Consider the following 19,707-nt stretch of genomic DNA (forward strand, 5'->3'; position numbering starts at 1 on the left):
ACGTGACCATAATCTTATAAAAAACAATTACCGGGAGCCTGCAATCATAGTGTGACCAAGCAATAAGTAAATGGCTGAGCTTAGGGAGAAAATAACATTAGTCCACATTTTTAGCAGGGTTGCTTATGTTGTATTTTGAGTTTCTATTTTTATTAGTCGTCCTTTATATCGGATCTCGGTATGGCGGTATTGGCTTAGGTGTTGTTTCTGGTATTGGTTTGGTTATCGAGGTGTTTGTCTTCAAGATGCCACCAACGTCTCCACCTGTCACCGTGATGCTGATCATCCTCGCCGTTGTTACTTGTGCTTCGATTCTCGAAGCGGCAGGTGGTTTGAAATACATGCTGCAAGTGGCGGAAAGGGTGCTTAGAAAGAACCCGAAACGCGTTACCCTGATAGCTCCGTTCGTGACTTACTCGATGACTTTCCTATTGGGTACTGGTCATGCAGTTTACTCCATCATGCCGATCATTGGCGATGTCGCACTGAAGAACGGGATTCGTCCTGAGCGTCCAATGGCAGCTGCGTCTGTCGCGTCTCAACTAGCTATTACCGCATCACCAATTTCAGCCGCTGTGGTGTACTACCTCGCGCAGCTTTCTGATATTCAACACTCTATTACACTGCTTTCCATTTTGATGGTGACGGTGCCTGCAACGCTGTTTGGTACGTTTTTGCTTTCTTTGTACAGCCTGAAACGCGGCAAAGAACTGAACGACGATCCTGAATACCAAGCTCGTCTAAAAGATCCTGAGTGGAAAAAGCGTATCGAAAGCACTACTGCGACGTCTTTGGATGAAGTGCTGCCAACCTCGGCTCGTAATGCGGTTTTGATTTTCCTATTGTCGATTGTGGTGATTGTTATCGTGGCGATGGTGCCTGAGATCAGAACCATCGTTGACGGCGACAAGCCAATCAAGATGTCGGTGATCATCCAAATGATGATGCTCTGCTTCGGCGGTATCATCTTGCTGGCGACCAAAACTGACCCGCGAGATGTGCCAAACGGTGTGGTATTCAAATCGGGAATGGTGGCGGCGATTGCGATCTTCGGTATCGCTTGGATGTCGGATACCTACTTCCAATACGCAATGCCTCAGTTCAAGTCTGGCATCGTGGAAATGGTGACCAACTACCCATGGACGTTTGCACTAGCGCTATTCATTGTATCGGTTGTGGTGAACTCGCAAGCCGCTACTGCACGTATGATGCTGCCTGTTGGGCTTGGATTAGGACTAGACCCAGCCCTGCTTATCGGCTTGATGCCAGCGGTTTACGGCTACTTCTTCATCCCGAACTACCCATCAGATATCGCAACAGTAAACTTCGATGTTTCTGGCACCACCAAGATTGGTAAGTGGTACTTCAACCACTCATTCATGTCGGTTGGCTTAATCGGTGTAGTAGGCGCATGTTGCTTAGGCTACGCACTGGCACAGATTTTTATCGCTTAATGTATTAGCTTTCTTTGAGATAGCTAAGACAACAAACAAAAACAGCGCCTGAATTGGCGCTGTTTTTGTTTAATCTGTCTTGGGGATTCGCTTTGATACGAGCTCTTAAGCAGTATTAGCGAGCCTCAAAAGCCAAAGACTGAATCGCTTCTTCGATAGTTAGGAAGTGGATCTTCATTAGGCACACTTCGGCTTTCTGGAACTCGTGATTTCGAATCAGTTTGGTCACGCTCTCAACCGAATACTGGTCTGCTAGTTTAGCTAGAGACAGTTGATTTGAGCTTGATTGCAGCGAGTAGCTGTCGCCTTCAGAATCGATGAGGTAATCATCTTCGCCCAAGATCATGTCTGAGCATTCTGCTTGAAATTCGTGTTCGGATGCGACGTAAATAAGCTCATCATCACCGTCGAGTTTTACCAAAGATGGCCAACTGATCATTACTGCCCTTTCTATGTGCTGCTTACTGCTTTTAACAGTGGTGACGACAAGCAATTATATAAAAGTTATCGTCATCTGCTTTATACACTAATCGATTCTTGTCATCGATTCGTCTTGACCAAAAGCCAGACAGGTTGCCGACTAGTGGCTCCGGCTTTCCAATCCCTTCAAAGGGCGTTCTTTTAGCGGCTTCAATCAACTTATTTAGTTTCTTGAGCGTTTTCTTGTCTTGGGTTTGCCAGTATAGGTAATCTTCCCAAGCATTATCTGTAAATACAATCTTTCGATCATTCGTCATTATTCAATTCTCGAACGGTTGTATTTCCGGCTTCGAGTTGAGCAATAGATTCAGCCAATCTTTCAGCGTTTTTAGGCGAGCTCATTAGGTACAAGGTTTCTTGCATTGAATTAAAATGATCAAGAGACATGACCACTGCATCTTCTGAATCTCGTCTGGTTATTACCGTAACATCAGAATCGTCTACCACTCTATCGAGCACAGACTTAAGGCTATTTCTGGCCTCAGTAAAAGAAACAATATTCATCACTTATTTACCCTGTTGTTTTTGAATATGTTTAATCTTTCTATATACACAGAATAGTTAATCATTCATGAATTAACTATTCTACATGTTCCGCTTGTTGTACATGTTATATCAGAGCTTACACATGATCAACTTATGGTACATGTCATTCATTGTAAATATGCAGAGAGTTACTGACTCAAAATGCTATTTACTCAAAGATCGCCCTAATGGTGCGAAGTAACCTTGCAGGGCTTGGTATATCTCTTCTCGATGCGCCATATCCGGATATACGGGGTACATATCAGGCTTGGTTGTGCCATCCACTAGATAAGCGTTCTTGATATCGGAACACGATTCAATCACGGATTCAAAAGCGCGCGCCATCATCTCTGTGGGTAGTGAGAAGTAACGGGCAGACATCGCCTTGTCGGCAATAACACTGCGAGCCACGTAATCGTGTTTGTCTAGGTTATTGTCGCTAAGCAGTGTGACATCGAACAGTGACATCAAACTCTCGTTTAATGGATGAGATCGTACTTTTCTATCGTGCAACCAACAGTCGCTGGCGAACAAGATTTGCTTACGAGGGCCAGAGGTGTCACCAATCTCAAACGCCTTTTCGGCGATGTAGTGGTCAAACGCATGCCAGAACTCGTGTGCGAGCGCGCCAGCTCCAGCGTTCTTGGCGAGGGCTAATTCTCTCTGGTTTGGGGCGTAGTGTGCTTGTACGCCTTTTCTGCCACCACTGCCAAACGCTAAGCCTAATGTGCCGCGAAGGCCAATTGCCTCTGGTGGCAAAGCCAAGATGTAAGCCAAGTCGGCTAGCGAGTCGAATATCAGATTTGCGGCCAACTCTTTTTCTTCTTTCGTGACCCAAGCCCCCACACGAATGCTGCCCATACCGAAGGTCTGTTTGATGTCCATGAATGACACCTGATCGCCATGTCGGTAGTCTGGGCCTTCGCGCGTTTTGTATTTAAAGTGAGTTAACTTCAAAAGGGTCCTTGGAAACAGACGTAAGAATGAATAGTGTGCTCAGTGAGATGCGCCTGTGTGAGATGCATCTCTTGGAATTAAAGGACGTTAGCACTTTTGATAGCAAATTGCCGAACAAAATTAGTTTAGATTGAGTTCGAAAGCTTCCCATGAAGTTGGGTTACCTTCACGAGTGAGTGGAAAGAGTGGCTGTTGTGGTTTTGCATAGCTTAATCGGTGCAGTCTTTGAGTTACGTGGTAGCTATCAAGCCCTGATACCGTGACCAAATCCAACGCTTCTAAATCAAGGTAGCCATCCGGCATCACGGCGCGTTTGGGTGCGTGAATCGTTATAACTTCACCGATCAACATTTGCGTTTGATTGCTTTCGATTGTTATCTGTTCTTTGAACGCTAACCCTATCTTTAAACTGCTCTCCAAGACGAAGGGAGCGGGGAATGTGTCGTCATAATAGGCCGTTAAGCCGACCGCGTTGAATTCTGAGACTGGTTTAGGGTAGCGAGCCGAGGTTTGATGGGCCTTTTTAACAAAGTCAGCACCAATGCTGTTAACGGTGAAGTACTTAGTTTCTAGGATGTTTTCTAGCGTATGACGTCGGCTTTTATCTGGGCGAACAATAAAACCAAGCAGCGCGGGATCAGACCCTAGGTGAATGACAGAGCTCACTATCGCAAGGTTTTCAAGCCCCTGTTTATCACAAGTACCAATTAGGTTGGCGCTTTTAAATCCAGATAGGGAGTTAACCAAACGAATGCGGTGGCGCGGGTCCATTGTTTGGATATCTTGTTTAGAAAGGGTCATGTCCTTCATATCTTCTCTTCTTCTCATTTATTGTTATCTTCGAGCATGCTCACTAACGGACTTATATGTACGAAGAATCCGCTTTTATCGATCAAAGAGCGCTTATTGGCCGTGGGCAGTTTGTCTCTTTTATCTCTGCTACAGCACAATGAACGAGATCCTTTGCATAGATTTACGTACGTTGACGTCCCTTTACATCACAGGAGCTAAAGTAATGATGTCGTCTTTATGAGTGTTAACAAATGAAAACAGTCCGCAATATCATTTGGGCAATGATTGCCACAATGTCAGCCTTTTGGTTTGCGATGGAACCGCAATTATTCGCTTCAAGCGATGTCTTTGAATGGCGCTCAGCCATGATTCAGTACTCAGGTATTTTGTCTCTGGTGTTAATGTCCATCACAATGATCTTGGCGATGCGTTTGCCTATGGTTGAGAATTGGCTGAAAGGTATGGATAAAGCATATCGAGTCCATAAATGGCTCGGTATCGGTGGTGTTGCACTGGGTGTGACACACTGGTTGTGGTACCAAATACCTAAGTCATTGGTGGTGTCTGGTGTGTTAGATAAGCCTGTTCGACACGATGGTTCAGGGCCGCAAGCTGTTTTGACTGGATGGGAGTTATGGGTCAATGAATTACGCGGTATTGCTCAGAGTATTGGCGAGTGGGGCTTCTACTTGTTGCTCATTTTACTGGTGGCGTCACTATGGGCGGCAGTGAAGTACAAACCGTTTAAATTGTCGCACCGTCTGATGTCGGTTGCGTACCTGTTTATCGCTTTCCACTCAGTAATCCTGCTTAAACGAGCGTATTGGGGAGAACCTATTTATTATCTAACTGTGGCATTTGCTTTGGCTGGGTCTATCGCAGCGATTTACAGTTTGTTGGGCTTGGTTGGGCGTCGTAATCGTCACTCAGCGGCGATTATCTCGACTCGCTATTTTCCACAAGCTGAAGTGATGGAGCTTGTGTTAAAACCGGAGGTATCTTGGCAAGGTCACAAAGCTGGGCAGTTTGCGTACTTGCGTTTCGGTAATGAAGACCCGCATCCGTTTACCATTGTTTCTGGCAGTGATGATCCAGAGCTGCGCTTTTTGATCAAAGAGCTGGGTGATTTTACTAATGGCCTATATGAACGAGTGAAAGCGGGCGATGCGGTTACGGTTGAAGGACCCTATGGTCGACTTTATTTTGACCTAAGCAAGCCACAAATTTGGATTGCTGGTGGTGTCGGGATAGCGTCGTTTTTTGCAACACTTGAAGCGCTCAAAACAGAACGAGATCATCCTCGTATTCAACTGTTTTATTGTACTCGCGGTGTTGATAAGCAATTAATCGATGAGTTGTGGCACCTAGCACACGCGGTTGGTGTGAAGTTGACCGTGATAGATACCTTGCACTCACCGCGGCTAAACGCCGGAAGAATTGTCAATCAATGTGGCGACCTCAACGAGTACGAGATGTATTTCTGCGGGCCGGAGTTGTTCTCTACATCACTGAAAAAAGAATTAGACACCTATCAATTTGATATTGAAAAGCACTACCACGAAGAGCTGTTTGTGATGCGTTAAAGCCAACTATTGGAGCTGTGATTGTTAAATTAGTCAATCGGCACAGTGTAAAAAGGCGTAAAGTCACTCAATTTGTTATTGCAGCGGTTTGCTATTGAGCGATACCATATAGGGCTGTTTCTTTGGTAAAGATGTAATTATGTCAGATGAAAAACTCGCACTCGAATGGATGCGCCAACAAGCTCATAAAGTTGACCCATACGTTATCGATCCATCGTTTGATGAATGCGTTGAGTTGCTTGATCCTGCCTTCAAGAAAGGCAAGAGTGTTGCTCAACTCAAGTATCTGTTATCAGAAGCAGATCGCCGAGCGGGCGCGGCAGAACGTAAGCATGCGGCTTTAAAATACGCCAAAGAGAAAAGCCCAAATGCTGGTCAAATCTTGCGACTGCAAAGCAAGCTTCAACAAGTTCAGTTGGCTCTCAAGCTTGCCACTGGCGATAACAATATGACCATATCTCAGTTCTGTGCGGAGTACGATGTCTCTAAGCGTGACGGCAATACGGCATGGAATGAAAAGTTGGTGGAGCAGGGTAAGAGAAAGTAGTCTTTTAAACGCTTTATTCTTCTATAAACTGTCACGTTAGTTAATGTCATACACTTTTCAAAAAACGACCTATTGTTATCAATGAACGCCTTTCTAAAGCCTGAAAAATCGCTTCTCAGGCTTTAATTTTTATAGCCAACCTGTTGCATTTTTTAGCGCCTTTCCTAATTCTCGTACTGGATTTTCTCTCTATTTTTCTGAGATATCTAATGTGCGCGATACACTATTTTTCGCCCATTAATCAATTTCACTTGTGACAAAGTTATCAGAATTATGCATTTTCGGTAACGTTCCCGAAGTTATCGATCTATCATCCACTCAGATACAAAAGTGAAGTAATCAACACGACTGATTTCTATTTCTTCTTCGATATAGAGCTTATACATCAAAAGTATAAGCCGAAATGTGCTTACGAATTGTTTTGGGAACGTTTGCAAATAATCCAAAACAATTAACGTGAGAACATCAGAATGAAACGACACATTTTAGCGGTTGCTGTAACAATGGGGCTAATGACTACATCGGTATTAGCAAGTGAAGACGTTGCAGCATTAGAGCAACGTATTAATGAATTAGAACAAAGGGTTGCACAAACAGAGCAGGTCTCTACCGAGGCCAATGAAAAGGCTTCTTCGTTTGAGTTTCACGGCTATGCTCGCTCTGGGTTATTGATCAACGACGACCTCAATGGCGCGACAGGCACTGGACCTTACATGACGGCAGCTGGTGCCATTGGAGCTCCAATTGGACGTCTTGGTGTGGAAGATGATCATTACGTTGAAGCGAACTTGATTCATAAGCGATTTGCAGACGATGGCTCTAGTGCTTTGTTTCGCATCATGTTGGCCGACAGTACTGAGACAAATAACGAGTGGACTGCCAGCGAAAGCCAGTTGAATGTGCGACAAGTGTATTCAGAACTGAACCGTCTGAGCATGTTCTCTGAATCTGAAGCGTTTTCTGAAGCAACGTTTTGGGCGGGTAAACGATTCGATCGCGACAACTTTGATATTCACTTTTTCGATTCGGATATTGTCTTCTTATCAGGTACTGGTGCGGGCGTTTATGACGTTCAGATGAGCGACAACTGGAAAGCGAATTTCTCTATTTATGGCCGAGATTTTGGTGAGATTGATAGCTCGTCAACAGATGTAGAAAACTACATTGCAACCATGAATAACCGTATTGGCCAATGGCAAGTGATGTTGAGCGGTATGACCTCAGCAGACAACGATAGCCGCCTAAATGGCGCAGCTGAAAGCGGTGTACACGCAATGTTTGCGTACCATGGAGACAACTTCTTTGGTCTGAGCGAAGGCTTCTCTAAAACGGGTATGTTAGTGGGTAGTGGCCTAGGTGCAGAGCTAAAAGGCATCGGTTCAAATGGTGATCTACTGGATGACGCGAAAGCCGTTCGCCTGTTTAGCTACGGTGTCACTCGCATTGGCGACAACTGGCGCTTAGCACCTGCATTAATGGCAGAGCATAGCCAAGACCGTTTGAAGAAGAATGACGAGTTCACATGGGCTTCTTTAAACGTTCGATTAGCTCAAGAGTTCACAGAGAACTTTGAGATGTTTTACGAAGGTTCATTGCAATACATGGATTTAGACAACTCGACAGAGCAAGCGAGCGGCGGTTTCTACAAAGCGACAGTTGCACCAACACTGAAGCTTTCAACTAGCACTGGTTTCTTTGATAGGCCTGAACTGCGTTTCGCTGTGAGCTATGTGGATTGGAGTGAAGACCTGAATGGTTACTCGATCAGCACTGAAGCAGATGCTGCAACGATGGGAGAGGGCGGCGAGGTTCTGTTTGCACTGCAGATGGAAACTTGGTTCTAATTGCTTGATATATCGTTTAGATAGAGAGTGTTACTCATGATGTGATAGTCGCATCACCAAATGCCAACCTTATCGTTTCAACTCGAAGGTTGGCATTTTTTATCTTGGGATAACCTGATCTCTGAAATAAATCGCTAGCAAGACTCTCGGTCAATAGTGGTGAAGGTCAACACCATCTTGCTCATTTCAAAGCCTTTTTTCTCAATACGGTCGAGTAGCAGCTTGGCTCCATTTTCTCCCGCTTTATCAAACGCATAGTTAAACGTAGACAGCGTTGGTGTGCATACTGAAGCAAGTTCATCATCACCCACGCCGAGTACCAAGACATCCTTTCCTGGAACGAGGCCCGCTTCTTGAATTGCTCTGATCGCACCGATTGCGATACGGTCAGTGGCGCAGAATAGGCCGTCGAGCTTGGTGTGCTCCTTGAGATACTGCTTCGCCAGTTGGTAACCTGATTCTATGGTGAAGTCGCCACGGGCGTGAAATTGCAGTGTGAGGTCGTTAAATTGAAGCGATTGAGCGAAGCCTTCCGATCTCATCTTATCAACCGCAATATCATCACCTTGCACACCGATGAATCCCATATGCTTACAAGCTTTCGCTATGAGGCGATTACCCGCTTCAAACCCTACGCGAGTGTCGTCGTGCACAATGCTTGGGATGTTAAACATTGACCCGTCTTGACCAACCAATACCACGGGTACGGCAGAGCTTTGAATCGCTTTGACTAATTGGTTGTCGAGGTGGGTCGCGTACAGGATGATACCTTCAACACGCCTCTGGTTAAATATCTGAATATATTCAAGTTCTTTATGGTGTGTTTGGTGTGTGCTCGCTAATAATACATGCTTGCCCGCTTGCTCTAAGACGGCGGTTAAACCATCGACACCCTGAGAGGTGGCATGGGAAGAAACCCTAGGAACAATCACGCCAACCAGGTTGGTTTTTTGGGACTTTAAGTCTTTAGCGACTTGGTTTGGGAGATAGCCACACTCTTCAACTGCTTTACGCACCTTCACCTTGGTCGCGTCTTTTACGCCATACTCATCATTGATTACTCTTGAAACCGTCGACTTGGAAACTCCAGCGAGACGAGCGACATCATGAAGACTAGCCATTATTCATTATCCAATTGTAATTTTAGTTTTGGGATTGTTTGCAAACAGAGCATCAAATTTACCTGTTATTAGGGGATTTTAACCCTGTCTTCTTATCCTAGGGAGATAATTTGAAGATCATTCTCACACTATTGAGCAGTTATCTTTGATCATTTGTTATTTCTAGGCAAAAATTTGTTTTGCAAACGTTCCCGAAAATTCAAAAGCTCAAATGATAATCCAATGGGGTATGTAATGAATTATCCAAAAATAGCAAAAGAGCTGCTTTCTCTATTAGGTGGTAAAAGTAATATCACCGCACTCGCACACTGCGCGACTCGTCTGCGTCTTGCGGTTGCAGACCAAGATAAAATTGATGAACAGGCGATTGATAACCTAGAAGGGGTTAAGGGCCAGTTTAAAGTGGCAGGTCAATATCAGATCATCTTTGGCTCAGGCATCGTAAACCAAGTTTATGCTGAGTTGGCTAAGCTGACTGAAATGACGGAAATGTCGACCAACGATGTGGCGTCTGCAGGTGCTGACAACCAAAATATCCTGCAACGCGCGGTGAAAGGCCTGTCTGATATTTTTGTACCAATCATTCCGGCGATTGTTGCTGGTGGTTTGTTGATGGGTATCTACAACCTATTGACGGCTCAAGGCTTATTCATTGATGGCAAATCTTTAATCGACGCTAATCCGGGTTTGACCGACTTAGCAAACATGATCAATACATTTGCTAATGCTCCTTTTGTGTACTTACCTATTTTATTAGCATTTTCAGCGAGTAAGAAGTTTGGTGGTAACCCATACCTTGGCGCGGCTTTAGGTATGTTGATGGTTCACCCAGACTTGCTTAACGGCTGGGGCTTCGGTGGCGCATCAGTGTCGGGCAGCATTCCGGTTTGGAACATTTTAGGTTTCGAAATCGAGAAAGTAGGCTATCAAGGTTCAGTACTACCCGTTCTTGTTTCTGCGTTTATTCTAGCGAAAGTTGAGCTTGGGCTGCGTAAAGTTATTCCTTCGGTTCTGGATAACTTGCTAACGCCGCTATTGGCGATTTTCATAACTGGTTTGTTAACATTCACGATTGTTGGTCCATTTACTCGTGATATCGGCTTCCTGCTTGGTGACGGCCTAAATTGGTTATACAACAGTGCTGGCTTCATTGGCGGTGCGGTGTTTGGTTTGATTTATGCGCCGTTTGTTATTACTGGTATGCACCATAGCTTTATTGCTATTGAAACTCAGCTGCTTGCGGATATCGCAACGACTGGCGGTACGTTCATCTTCCCTATCGCGGCGATGTCTAACGTGTCACAAGGTGCAGCGGCACTGGCGGTTGGTTTCATGAGTAAAGATAAGAAAATGAAAGGTATCGCGATTCCTTCTGGTGTGACTGGCTTGCTTGGTATTACTGAACCTGCAATGTTCGGTGTGAACCTGAAGCTTCGCTATCCATTCATTGCTGCGGTTTGTGCCGCTGCGATTTCAAGCGCGTTTATCACGATGTTCAATGTGAAAGCACAAGCACTGGGTGCGGCGGGTATTCCTGGCATCATCTCAATATCACCAGAAAAGATTGGCTACTACGTGGTAGGTATGATTATCGCGTTCGTGACTGCCTTTGCTCTGACCGTTGTTTTAGGTCTGCGCGAGCGCAGCAAGCAAAACATTAAAGCAACAGCTTAACGTTTCTCCCTAGAAGTGAAGCCCCCCTTTTCACTTCATTTCCTAAGCTTTGGGGTGCTAGCTAGGTGATTTGGCTTAGCTAGCCTTTTTATATTTTTACATGACAGCGTGAAGTGTCACCTTGCTTTTGGTTGCTACTGCTTTCGATTGCCATCGCTTTCGGTTGTCATGATTTTCAGTTTTAAGGTAAGAAAGATGAATCAAGTTTGGGTAACTGGAGACGCCGTCGTCGACCTCATTCCGGAGTCTGACTCGACATTATTGAAATGTCCGGGCGGAGCTCCTGCTAATGCCGCGGTAGCGATTTCTCGCCTTTTAGGCAAAAGCGCATTTTTCGGCCGAGTGGGTAACGATCCGTTTGGCACTTTTATGGAAGTGACTCTGCAAAAGGAAGGTGTGAATACCGAGCGTTTGGTGAAGGACCCTGAACAACGCACGTCAACCGTGGTGGTCGATCTTGATGACCAAGGCGAGCGTAGCTTTACGTTTATGGTTAAGCCAAGTGCCGACCAGTTTATGTCTGTTGAAGACATTCCCGAATTTAAGAAAAACGAGTGGCTACACGTCTGCTCGATCTCTTTGGCTAATGAACCAAGCCGAAGCAGTACCTTCGAAGCGATCCGACGTATGAAAGCCGCGGGCGGTTACATCAGCTTCGATCCAAACCTTCGTGATGAAGTGTGGCAAAACCCATCTGAAATTAAGTCTGTGGTCATGAAAGCGGTTGAGTTGGCGGATGTGGTTAAATTCTCAGAAGAAGAACTGGACTTCTTAACCGATTCAACTTCGATGGAACAAGGCTTGGCTAACATTGCAGATCTTAACAACACGCTTGTTCTGGTTACGCAGGGCGCGAAAGGCGTTTGGCGAGTATTTGAAAACCAAGGTGTGTTGATTTCAGGTCGCTCAGTGACGCCAGTGGATACCACGGGTGCAGGCGATGCTTTTGTTGGCGGTTTGCTTGCAAAGCTTTCTCAAGATGATGAGTGGAACAATCAACAAGTCGTCGATTCTGCAATTCAGTGGGCGAATGGGTGTGGTGCACTGGCGACCACGCAAAAAGGCGCAATGACCGCACTTCCAACGCAAGAAGCTCTTACTCAGTTTATTCAAAAAGACTCTTCAAATACGAATGCCGTAGAGGAGAGTGTATGAGTTTGAACTCGAACTGGACAGTAGAGCAAAGATATCGCCGTATAGAAGATATTTCTCTAGAGAGTATTGATGCGATGGTAGAGCTTCGCAAACAAGACTCTGGCTATCCAAGCTACCATATTGCGCCTAAGTTTGGTCTGCTTAATGATCCGAATGGTCTGTGTTTCTTTAATGGTGAACACCACCTATTTTACCAATGGACGCCAGTTGGCCCCGTCCATGGTATGAAGTACTGGTACCACCTTTCTACCAAAGACTTCGTTCATTTCGAAGACCACGGCATTGGCTTGCACCCAGACCAAGATTACGACTCTCACGGTGTTTACTCTGGTGGTGCATTGGTTGAAAACGACAATGCATTGTTGTTTTTTACAGGTAACAAGCGCGACGGAAATTGGTTGCGAGTGCCAACTCAATGTTTTGCCAAGATGACTGCTGACGGCAAAATAGAAAAGCACGGCGTGGTTATCGAAAACGATCACTACACCGAACATTTCCGCGACCCAAAAGTGTGGAAACAGGGCGGCGATTATCTGATGGTTGTGGGTGCTCAAACGCCTCAAAATACTGGCTCTATGGCGCTATATTGCAGCCGAGACCTGATGAATTGGCAGCACAAAGGTCCAATTCAAACTCGTTACAACAACCTTGGCTATATGTGGGAATGCCCAGATTTCTTTGAAATAGAGAATCAGTCGGTGATGCTGTTTTCTCCACAAGGTGTGTCTAGCGAAAATCCATACGATTTCAAAAATATCTACTCGGTGGCTTATATCGTCGGTGACCGCTTAAATCTCGATTCGGTAGAACTGGAAAACCACCAAGATATTGCGCAGCCAGATTATGGCTTCGATTTCTATGCACCACAGACTTATTTAGATGATACAGGCCGCCGTATTCTGATTGCTTGGATTGGTCTGCCTGAGATTGATACACCATCTAATGAGTATCAGTGGGCGGGCATGTTGTCGTTACCACGCGAACTTCAAATCCAAGATGGCTATCTTGTTCAGTCTGCTTTACCTGAATTGAAAGCGCTACAGGGTGAAGCTGTGGTGGTTGAAAATGCTCTTGAATTGGATACAACCAGCTTCATGGTTGAGCTCGAAACGGATACTGACGAGTTTGAGTTTACACTTACTAACGTTGCGGGTGATAACATCGTATTCAGTGCTACAGAAAAGGAGTTCATGCTTGATCGCAGTAAGATGTCTCAGCTCTACGCGGAAGAGTTTGGCTCAGTGAGAAAAGCACCGAGGTTGAGCACCAAGCAAATCATCGAGGTTTATGTTGATAAGTCAGTGATCGAAATCTTTATCAATGGCGGTAAGCACACAATGACCAGCCGTTTCTTCATTGATGACTTGAGTTCATTGTCGATGACTGGTGACGTGAACACCGTTTATCACTCGATGAACCCAATTAAAGGGTTGGACAACTAACCTCCGCTTATCTCCATCAAGAAAGCCGCTGATCATCAACAGCGGCTTTTGTTTGGTCTGCGACATCACTATTGTGCTAACTCTTTGACCTTGTCCATTCCCCGTAGCCCTGAATCTCAAGTCCATTTAGAACAAACAACCAACGCTAAGGTCGAATGTTATTGAAACTGACCTTCTGCGTTCCGTCATCTTTATTCAATAGCTCCACCACATCGCCTTGATAGTAATACGGTTCCATTGGCATCTCGCTGTTGGTCGGCCTTGCGTAATGCAATATTGCTGGCTTCGCGTCAACTTGCTGAGCGAACAAATAGCCAATCAGCGCATGTTCAAACTGGTGATAACCGTTGCCCCAATGGAAAGCTTTGGTGCGTTTTGGGTCAAGCCCGACACCGCCGTATTTGTGGTCGACCCATACATCATGAAAGGTCGGTAACGTGTATTGCAGGACGTCTTTCATCGAACCATCGACAAGTGAAACCGTCATTGCTGCTTGATCAAGTTCCGCCCACTCCCATGATGAAGCCCACTCACTGTGCGGTCTGCTTTGCCAGCCAGTTATCTCTTGTCCTTTCCAGGCTTTCTGAAGTTCCTCGCCATAATATTGGGAGACACTCACGAACTCTTTCTGATATTGCGCCTGATCCAAAGTGTATTTCATACCGTCTAAACCAAACTCCGACCATTCAGAGTTATTCAATGTTTGGCCTGTAAGGTAAGTCATCCAATACGCTTTGATGGTGTGCCCAAAATCATTGTGATTGGCATTCGGCATCATCGCATCTTTACCATGAATTGCACCGTAGAAGCGTTGTTCATCTTCAGAATGGTATTGGTCAATCATGGTTTGCGTGAGCCAGTTTAAGTCATCAAGCCATTTTGATTTGACGGGCTCTTTGAGCAGAGGTGCGATGAGCAACAGGTAGCCATTTATTTGATCAAGTTGCGCAACCAGTTCACGTCGTTTTGCACTGCCATCTTCACCGTCGGCGAGTACCCAAGCAAGACCGCTGTTGTCGCTAAGTCGATATTTATCAAAGATAAAAGCTTGTTGGGCGATGAGTGCTTCTTCTACCTTTTTGTCTTGGGTCAGGTAGTAGTACATGGCAAGGCCAACTAATGCATACGCTTGATCTTGAGAAGTACGCTGCTGCCAATTCTGGCCTACTTTTCCCTCTTTTGTGTAGCCGATAAAGCCGCCGTTTTGCTTATCTTCTAGCTGATCAATGATGTAGTAGGCTCCTTGCTTGGCAAGCGCTAAAGCCTGCTTATCGCCACTAAGGTGGTAGAGCACGCCATAGGCATAAGTTTGACGTGACTTCATCCGCGTAAACTCTTTGCCAAAGTGTGGCGTGATCCAGCCTTTGTTTAGTTCATGGCACACATCAGAAACATCGAGCAAGGTACCGTCATCACAGCGGAAAGTAGGGAAGTTTCCTACCGGTTCTCCTTGAGCGCTAGGCATTAACCAATAAGGTGCAAGCCCTTCAGTCGCATGGTTGAGCCACTCTTCTCCAGAAGGAAGATGGGCGTTGGCAGATACGGCGAAGCTAGTAATACTGAGTAATGCGATCGTTGCTCGTAACATGATGTTTATCTTAACTATTTGAATTTCTTTGAATATAAACAATCACATCTGCACATTGTGATTAGGCGATCACAATCGACCAAATTAATAAGGTTTAGATAAAAGCTCACAGACTAGTGAGCTTTGGAAGGGTGTCTTGTATTTTATACTGGCTTGCCCGCCTCATCTTCTTCAACCACATCGGTTTCTAAGCTTGCCTCTGCCAGCCATTTTTGTATTGATGGACTGTTAAGCACACGTTGTTGATACTGCGATGCCTTTTCGGAAAGTTGTATTCCATAGGTTTCTACGCGCAATGCGACGGGTGCAAACATCGCATCGGCAATCGACCATTCACCAAATAACCATCCCTCTGGGTATTGTTCCATTTGTGCAGACCATATTGCATCAATACGAGCGATGTCTTTCAGTGCGTCTTCACTCAGTGTGAGCTTTCGTTGTGCGCGGCAGTTCATCGGCATTTCATTTCTGACGGCAAAGAACCCAGAGTGCATCTCGGCGGAAATTGCTCGGGCATGGGCGCGTTCTTTCACTGAGCTAGGCCACGCTGCACCGTCCAAATAGGCATCGTTAACGTATTCGAGAATCGCCAATGAATCCCACACCGCAACATTACCATCAACTAGGGTTGGAACCTTGGCCGTTGGCGTCACTTTCGCCAGAGTGTCGTAAAAATCAGAGGTGAACAGCTTGAGCTTGATGACTTCTGCATTCAGGTTGTAGTTGTCGAATATTAGCCATGCGCGCAGTGACCAAGTTGAGTAGTTCTGGTTTCCAATATAAAGCTGCATCGTTGCTTCCTTGCGTTTGGTGGGCATGCATTTGAGATTAGGGGATTGTATTGCGGCGCACTAACGGATAATTTTGATGCAATACATTAACAAAAACGATGGGTGGTGATTTCAATATGGATATTGATGCTTTGCGAGGCTTTCTCGCGTTTGTAGAAACCAGTAGTTTCACTCGTGCAGCGAAACAGATAAATCGCACCCAATCGGCATTCAGTGCTCAGATGCGTAAGTTGGAAGAAGAACTCAACGTCACTCTTTTCCAGAAAGAAGGACGTAATTTAATACTGACTGAAGCTGGCTTAGCGCTGCGATCTCATGCCGAACAGTTGGTCGCCCTTCACAATACCGCACTTAAGCAAGTAAAGCGTTACGAAGACAAACAACCTCTGCGACTCGGCTGCCCTGAAGACTACAATGACACCATTCTGCCGAAAGTGATTCGCCTGTTGCAGAAAGCAGAACCCACCTGTTCAATCCAAATATTCAGCCTGCCCAGCATTACGCTGAGAGAGTGGTTGGATGACGGCAGGCTTGATGCGGCGATTGTCACCCGAGCGCCCGATAGTGAAGAGGGTTACTGGCTCACTCATGATATCGGAGTATGGATAAGCAGCCCTGATTATGTGTTCGATGAGTCTAAACCAGTCCCACTAGCCTTGTTTCAGACCGATTGTAAGTACCACGCAGCGGCAGTGAATGGCTTAACCAAGCAGGGCACGCCTTATCAGTTATTGGCGTGTAGCAATACCGCTTCAGCGCAGCGTGCAATCGTGAAAGCAGGATTAGCGATTGGTGCGATGGGTAAGCTAAGCGTGACTTCAGATTTGAAAATTCTTGATGATATGCCGCCGTTGCCTTCGGTCGATATTGTGCTGATCCTAGCGAGTAAGCATCACCCGGTATTGGATAAAGAAGTGCTCAATCAACTTGTGGAATTAGAGTCTGAGTAGCTTAGATTCCTTTTCCTACTAAAGAATCCCCAAGCTCTTTAGCTTTCGATAAATGGTATTGCGGCTGATGCCGAGTATTCGAGATGTCTTGCTGATGTTGCCTTGGTTCGCTTGATAAGTTTGCAACAAGGTTTCTTCAACGGTGCTTCTTAAATCGTTACTCGCTGTACCTTTTATGGCATTAGAAGTCATTAGCTGATGCTGATTATCGTGTGCTAATGACGTGAGATGTTGAGCAAGGTGGCTGGGCACATGCTCGAGTGTGAGTTGGGGTTCATCACTTGCTAATAGAGCAGCAACCTTAAGTAAGTTGTCTAATTCGCGGATATTACCCGGCCAAGAATAGGCGCACAGTAAGCTCATCAAGTGCGGGCAGATTGTCTGTTCGTCTTCGGCGTATTTACGATGAATGTGCTCGATTAAAGCGTGCTTGTCTTGTCGGTGTTGTAGGCTTGGCAAGGTGAAGGCTAAGCCATTGAGTCTGTAATACAGGTCTTGCCTAAACTCACCTGTTGCGACTAACTGCTCGAGGTTTTTGTGAGTTGCAGCGATGATCTGACAATCGACTTGATAGCTTTGATTAGAACCAACTGGCACCACGGATTTGTCTTGCAGAACATGCAGTAGTCGGCACTGAGCTTCTAAAGGCATGTCGGCGATCTCATCTAGAAATAGAATCCCTTTATCTGCTTGACGGATCTTACCTTGGAAGCCCTTGTGGCTTGCTCCCGTAAAGGCGCCCGGCGCGTAACCAAACAGTTCAGATTCGATAAGGTCTTTAGGCAGCGCGCCACAATTTACCGCTACCAAGGGCGAAGACTTACGCTGGCTTTGCTTGTGCAGCGCTTTAACAAACTCGCCTTTGCCAACTCCTGTTTCTCCTAAGATCAACAAGCTGATCCCTTTGTCGATTACCTTGTTGGCTTGCTGCCAAGCGTGTTCGATTTGTTGCTCGCCATGGTGCAAATCACACGATGCTGAAATGGAGCGCGTGCGTTTGGTGGTTATAAGAAATCCGGCATCGGCCGTGAGACACATAAGATGATGCTCGATCACTACCAAAATACTAAGAACCTGTTGATCAGCTACGATACTAACCCACTAGGATTTTTCTAAAATAGATAGGTTCTAGAACAGTCTATTAGGAAGTCACTAGCAACGAGATGGCTTAAACAATACAAGTAAAATGAAAAGCAAAACGCCAAGTTCTTATGAGCTTGGCGTTTTTATATTTGAATCGCTCTAGTTTTGCGAAAAGAAGATCTCGGGCTTGTGGACTGGGCCATAGTTGCCTTCTAACTGAGTGAGTTCTAATCCTTGTTTGCCTATCAAAGAGCCGACTAACTGGCGGTTGAACGGGTAGCTGTCGGGGTTGTTAATGTACTCTTCAACATCAATCCATTTAGCTTCTGCAATTTCATCTGTGTCTTGAATCGCAATCTCTTGAGTTTGAGCGATAAGGTGACAAACAAAGTAGAGGTTAGACTTTCCGAATTGATACGGGTGTCTCGTCGCCATGCCAACCACTGAAACGAACGTGGCTTCGATGCCAGTCTCTTCTAAGGTTTCTCGAACCACGGATTCTTCAATGCCTTCACCCAACTCAATATGACCGCCCGGTAATTTGTAGCCCGTCATGCCGTGTTCTTTAATCATCAGCACTTGGTTGTGTTCGTTAGTGATTAACGCGCCAGCACCCAAGGTGTGGGTCGGAATGAAAGGCACAAACTCTACAATCTCGGATTTGTGGATCAGCGTAATCTCGTCTTCTAAGCAGTTGTGAAACACAAAGCCAAGCTCAGTCGCCACCGGAATAAGGTGCGAGAGTGAAATAGGTAAGCTAATCCAAATAATGCCTTTGCTATTCTGCTTTGAAAATTCGGTGATCTCGCTGAGTTCGGCATTGAATGAGTCAACATCGTGAGGGGCTGTTGCTGGGTCAATGATGATGCCGTTAAATTTGTCGAGCGTAAATTCCACGGGTGATCCTTTATTATTTTGATTTATTGGGCGTCGAGCATGGTCTGAGCTTATCGTATCTAAAGAGCTTATAACACCTTGAGAGCAAGGGCAGCAGTGAATCAAAAGTAGGCAATGCAGTTTATGTCGAACGGGTCGGGATAAGTGGAGGGTGTTGCTAGAAACAAAAACTGCGCTTGGAAGCCAAAGCGCAGTTTTAAAATGAGGTTTATTGCAGTTCGATTTTAACGAATATAGTTCGCGTTAATACTCACGTACCAGTGTTGAAGCTTGCCATCAGATTTCTTGATCCACAAATCGTTGGTGTAGCTATCAATCTTGCCGTTAACCGTAAGGTTGAATGTGTTCTCGTCGAATTCGCCAAGCTTCACGAACTGGTCCGTGGTAATCAGGAATGGGTCCATGTCGTCTACACCAACCACATCTGAAATCACATAGTAGTGGTAAGTCAGCGGCTTGCTCGCATCATTCGGGTTGCTGCGATACGCAACAAGCTTGAATGGTTCCGTTAATGGAACGTCGAGCGTTTGCTTGTCCATGGTCGCTGGAATTGGAATAAACAGCCAAGCGGTAAACAGACCGCTCAATAAAACCATCAGGAAGAAAAGAGTCTTAATTGCTTTCATAGCAACCTTCAAAATATGGGGGATGTTAATGGGGCTATGGTAACTAGGGAGAGTAAAGATGCAAGCTCTGTTATTACCCTATCTTATCTCAGCTTAATCTAGCGCAAAGAAAGCGGTTCGGTTAACTCGAAATGTAAACACGAGTGCTTAACTCTTGATTATGGCTTAAGAGAATTCGTTATTTGAACCAATCTTGGT

At 45.5% G+C, this 19,707-nt stretch carries 18 protein-coding genes and 1 pseudogene; 8 read left to right on the forward strand and 11 right to left on the reverse strand.

The genetic code is table 11. The features are described 5' to 3' along the window. Positions 1–125: 125 nt before the first annotated feature. Positions 126–1,454, forward strand: coding sequence for an anaerobic C4-dicarboxylate transporter (locus AB4167_RS05515; RefSeq protein ID WP_010432780.1), 1,329 nt, complete (start codon positions 126–128; stop codon positions 1,452–1,454). 115 nt (positions 1,455–1,569) lie between these two features. Here the strand turns inward: AB4167_RS05515 and AB4167_RS05520 are convergent, their stop codons facing one another. The 5 genes from AB4167_RS05520 to AB4167_RS05540 form a co-directional block, all read right to left on the reverse strand. Continuing rightward, the gene (locus AB4167_RS05520; RefSeq protein ID WP_102320855.1) at positions 1,570–1,893 is read right to left on the reverse strand and encodes a DUF4144 domain-containing protein; all 324 of its coding nucleotides are present in this window, start codon (positions 1,891–1,893) and stop codon (positions 1,570–1,572) included. 31 nt (positions 1,894–1,924) lie between these two features. Continuing rightward, the gene (locus tag AB4167_RS05525; RefSeq protein ID WP_372082956.1) at positions 1,925–2,191 is read right to left on the reverse strand and encodes a Txe/YoeB family addiction module toxin; all 267 of its coding nucleotides are present in this window, start codon (positions 2,189–2,191) and stop codon (positions 1,925–1,927) included. Further along, positions 2,181–2,438, reverse strand: coding sequence for a type II toxin-antitoxin system Phd/YefM family antitoxin (locus AB4167_RS05530; RefSeq protein ID WP_017061616.1), 258 nt, complete (start codon positions 2,436–2,438; stop codon positions 2,181–2,183). The genes AB4167_RS05525 and AB4167_RS05530 overlap by 11 nt, the downstream gene beginning before the upstream one ends. Positions 2,439–2,624: 186 nt before the next feature. Further along, positions 2,625–3,416, reverse strand: a complete 792-nt coding sequence (locus AB4167_RS05535) for a CLCA_X family protein (RefSeq protein WP_372102138.1) — start codon at positions 3,414–3,416, stop codon at positions 2,625–2,627. 120 nt (positions 3,417–3,536) lie between these two features. Next, complete coding sequence (locus tag AB4167_RS05540) at positions 3,537–4,226, reverse strand: flavin reductase family protein (protein ID WP_017061618.1); 690 nt, start codon at positions 4,224–4,226, stop codon at positions 3,537–3,539. A 233-nt stretch (positions 4,227–4,459) separates the two neighbouring features. Here AB4167_RS05540 and AB4167_RS05545 point away from each other — a divergent pair, with 233 nt between their 5' ends. From AB4167_RS05545 to AB4167_RS05555, 3 genes are all read left to right on the forward strand, one after another. After that, complete coding sequence (locus tag AB4167_RS05545; protein WP_372136266.1) at positions 4,460–5,791, forward strand: ferric reductase-like transmembrane domain-containing protein; 1,332 nt, start codon at positions 4,460–4,462, stop codon at positions 5,789–5,791. A 139-nt stretch (positions 5,792–5,930) separates the two neighbouring features. Further along, the gene (locus tag AB4167_RS05550; protein WP_017054885.1) at positions 5,931–6,338 is read left to right on the forward strand and encodes a hypothetical protein; all 408 of its coding nucleotides are present in this window, start codon (positions 5,931–5,933) and stop codon (positions 6,336–6,338) included. 470 nt (positions 6,339–6,808) lie between these two features. Further along, complete coding sequence (locus AB4167_RS05555) at positions 6,809–8,182, forward strand: carbohydrate porin (RefSeq protein WP_372136267.1); 1,374 nt, start codon at positions 6,809–6,811, stop codon at positions 8,180–8,182. Between the two features lie 134 nt (positions 8,183–8,316). On the opposite strand, the gene AB4167_RS05560 is transcribed toward AB4167_RS05555, so the two are convergent. Next, positions 8,317–9,303, reverse strand: a complete 987-nt coding sequence (locus AB4167_RS05560) for a LacI family DNA-binding transcriptional regulator (RefSeq protein ID WP_137002180.1) — start codon at positions 9,301–9,303, stop codon at positions 8,317–8,319. Positions 9,304–9,537: 234 nt separating this feature from the next. Here AB4167_RS05560 and AB4167_RS05565 point away from each other — a divergent pair, with 234 nt between their 5' ends. From AB4167_RS05565 to AB4167_RS05575, 3 genes are all read left to right on the forward strand, one after another. After that, positions 9,538–10,977: a sucrose-specific PTS transporter subunit IIBC gene (locus tag AB4167_RS05565; protein ID WP_017064972.1), complete on the forward strand. Its 1,440-nt coding sequence runs from the start codon at positions 9,538–9,540 to the stop codon at positions 10,975–10,977. A gap of 195 nt (positions 10,978–11,172) precedes the next feature. Beyond that, positions 11,173–12,132 carry an aminoimidazole riboside kinase gene (locus AB4167_RS05570; protein WP_372102134.1) on the forward strand — a complete coding sequence of 320 codons (960 nt, stop codon included), beginning with the start codon at positions 11,173–11,175 and terminating at the stop codon, positions 12,130–12,132. Beyond that, the gene (locus tag AB4167_RS05575) at positions 12,129–13,574 is read left to right on the forward strand and encodes a sucrose-6-phosphate hydrolase (RefSeq protein ID WP_102320860.1); all 1,446 of its coding nucleotides are present in this window, start codon (positions 12,129–12,131) and stop codon (positions 13,572–13,574) included. Before AB4167_RS05570 ends, AB4167_RS05575 begins: the two co-directional genes overlap by 4 nt. A 145-nt stretch (positions 13,575–13,719) precedes the next feature. Here the strand turns inward: AB4167_RS05575 and AB4167_RS05580 are convergent, their stop codons facing one another. Next, a complete protein-coding gene (locus tag AB4167_RS05580) occupies positions 13,720–15,162 on the reverse strand; it encodes an N-acylglucosamine 2-epimerase (protein ID WP_372136268.1) in 1,443 nt (480 codons plus the stop codon). A 143-nt stretch (positions 15,163–15,305) separates the two neighbouring features. Next, positions 15,306–15,953, reverse strand: a complete 648-nt coding sequence (locus AB4167_RS05585; protein WP_017069761.1) for a glutathione S-transferase family protein — start codon at positions 15,951–15,953, stop codon at positions 15,306–15,308. Between the two features lie 98 nt (positions 15,954–16,051). Here AB4167_RS05585 and AB4167_RS05590 point away from each other — a divergent pair, with 98 nt between their 5' ends. Further along, on the forward strand, positions 16,052–16,903 hold the full coding sequence (locus AB4167_RS05590) for a LysR family transcriptional regulator (RefSeq protein ID WP_372136269.1): 852 nt from the start codon (positions 16,052–16,054) through the stop codon (positions 16,901–16,903). A gap of 18 nt (positions 16,904–16,921) precedes the next feature. On the opposite strand, the pseudogene AB4167_RS05595 reads toward AB4167_RS05590, so the two are convergent. The 3 genes and pseudogenes from AB4167_RS05595 to AB4167_RS05605 form a co-directional block, all read right to left on the reverse strand. Beyond that, positions 16,922–17,908 (reverse strand): annotated as a pseudogene (locus tag AB4167_RS05595) (sigma-54-dependent Fis family transcriptional regulator); the annotation flags it as partial. 237 nt (positions 17,909–18,145) lie between these two features. After that, the gene (locus tag AB4167_RS05600; RefSeq protein ID WP_102398053.1) at positions 18,146–18,883 is read right to left on the reverse strand and encodes an NUDIX domain-containing protein; all 738 of its coding nucleotides are present in this window, start codon (positions 18,881–18,883) and stop codon (positions 18,146–18,148) included. A 224-nt stretch (positions 18,884–19,107) separates the two neighbouring features. Continuing rightward, a complete protein-coding gene (locus tag AB4167_RS05605) occupies positions 19,108–19,509 on the reverse strand; it encodes a hypothetical protein (protein ID WP_017061631.1) in 402 nt (133 codons plus the stop codon). Positions 19,510–19,707: the final 198 nt, after the last annotated feature.

The sequence above is a fragment of the Vibrio sp. 10N.286.49.E11 genome (assembly GCF_041469505.1).
In the GTDB taxonomy this organism is placed as follows: domain Bacteria; phylum Pseudomonadota; class Gammaproteobacteria; order Enterobacterales; family Vibrionaceae; genus Vibrio; species Vibrio crassostreae_C.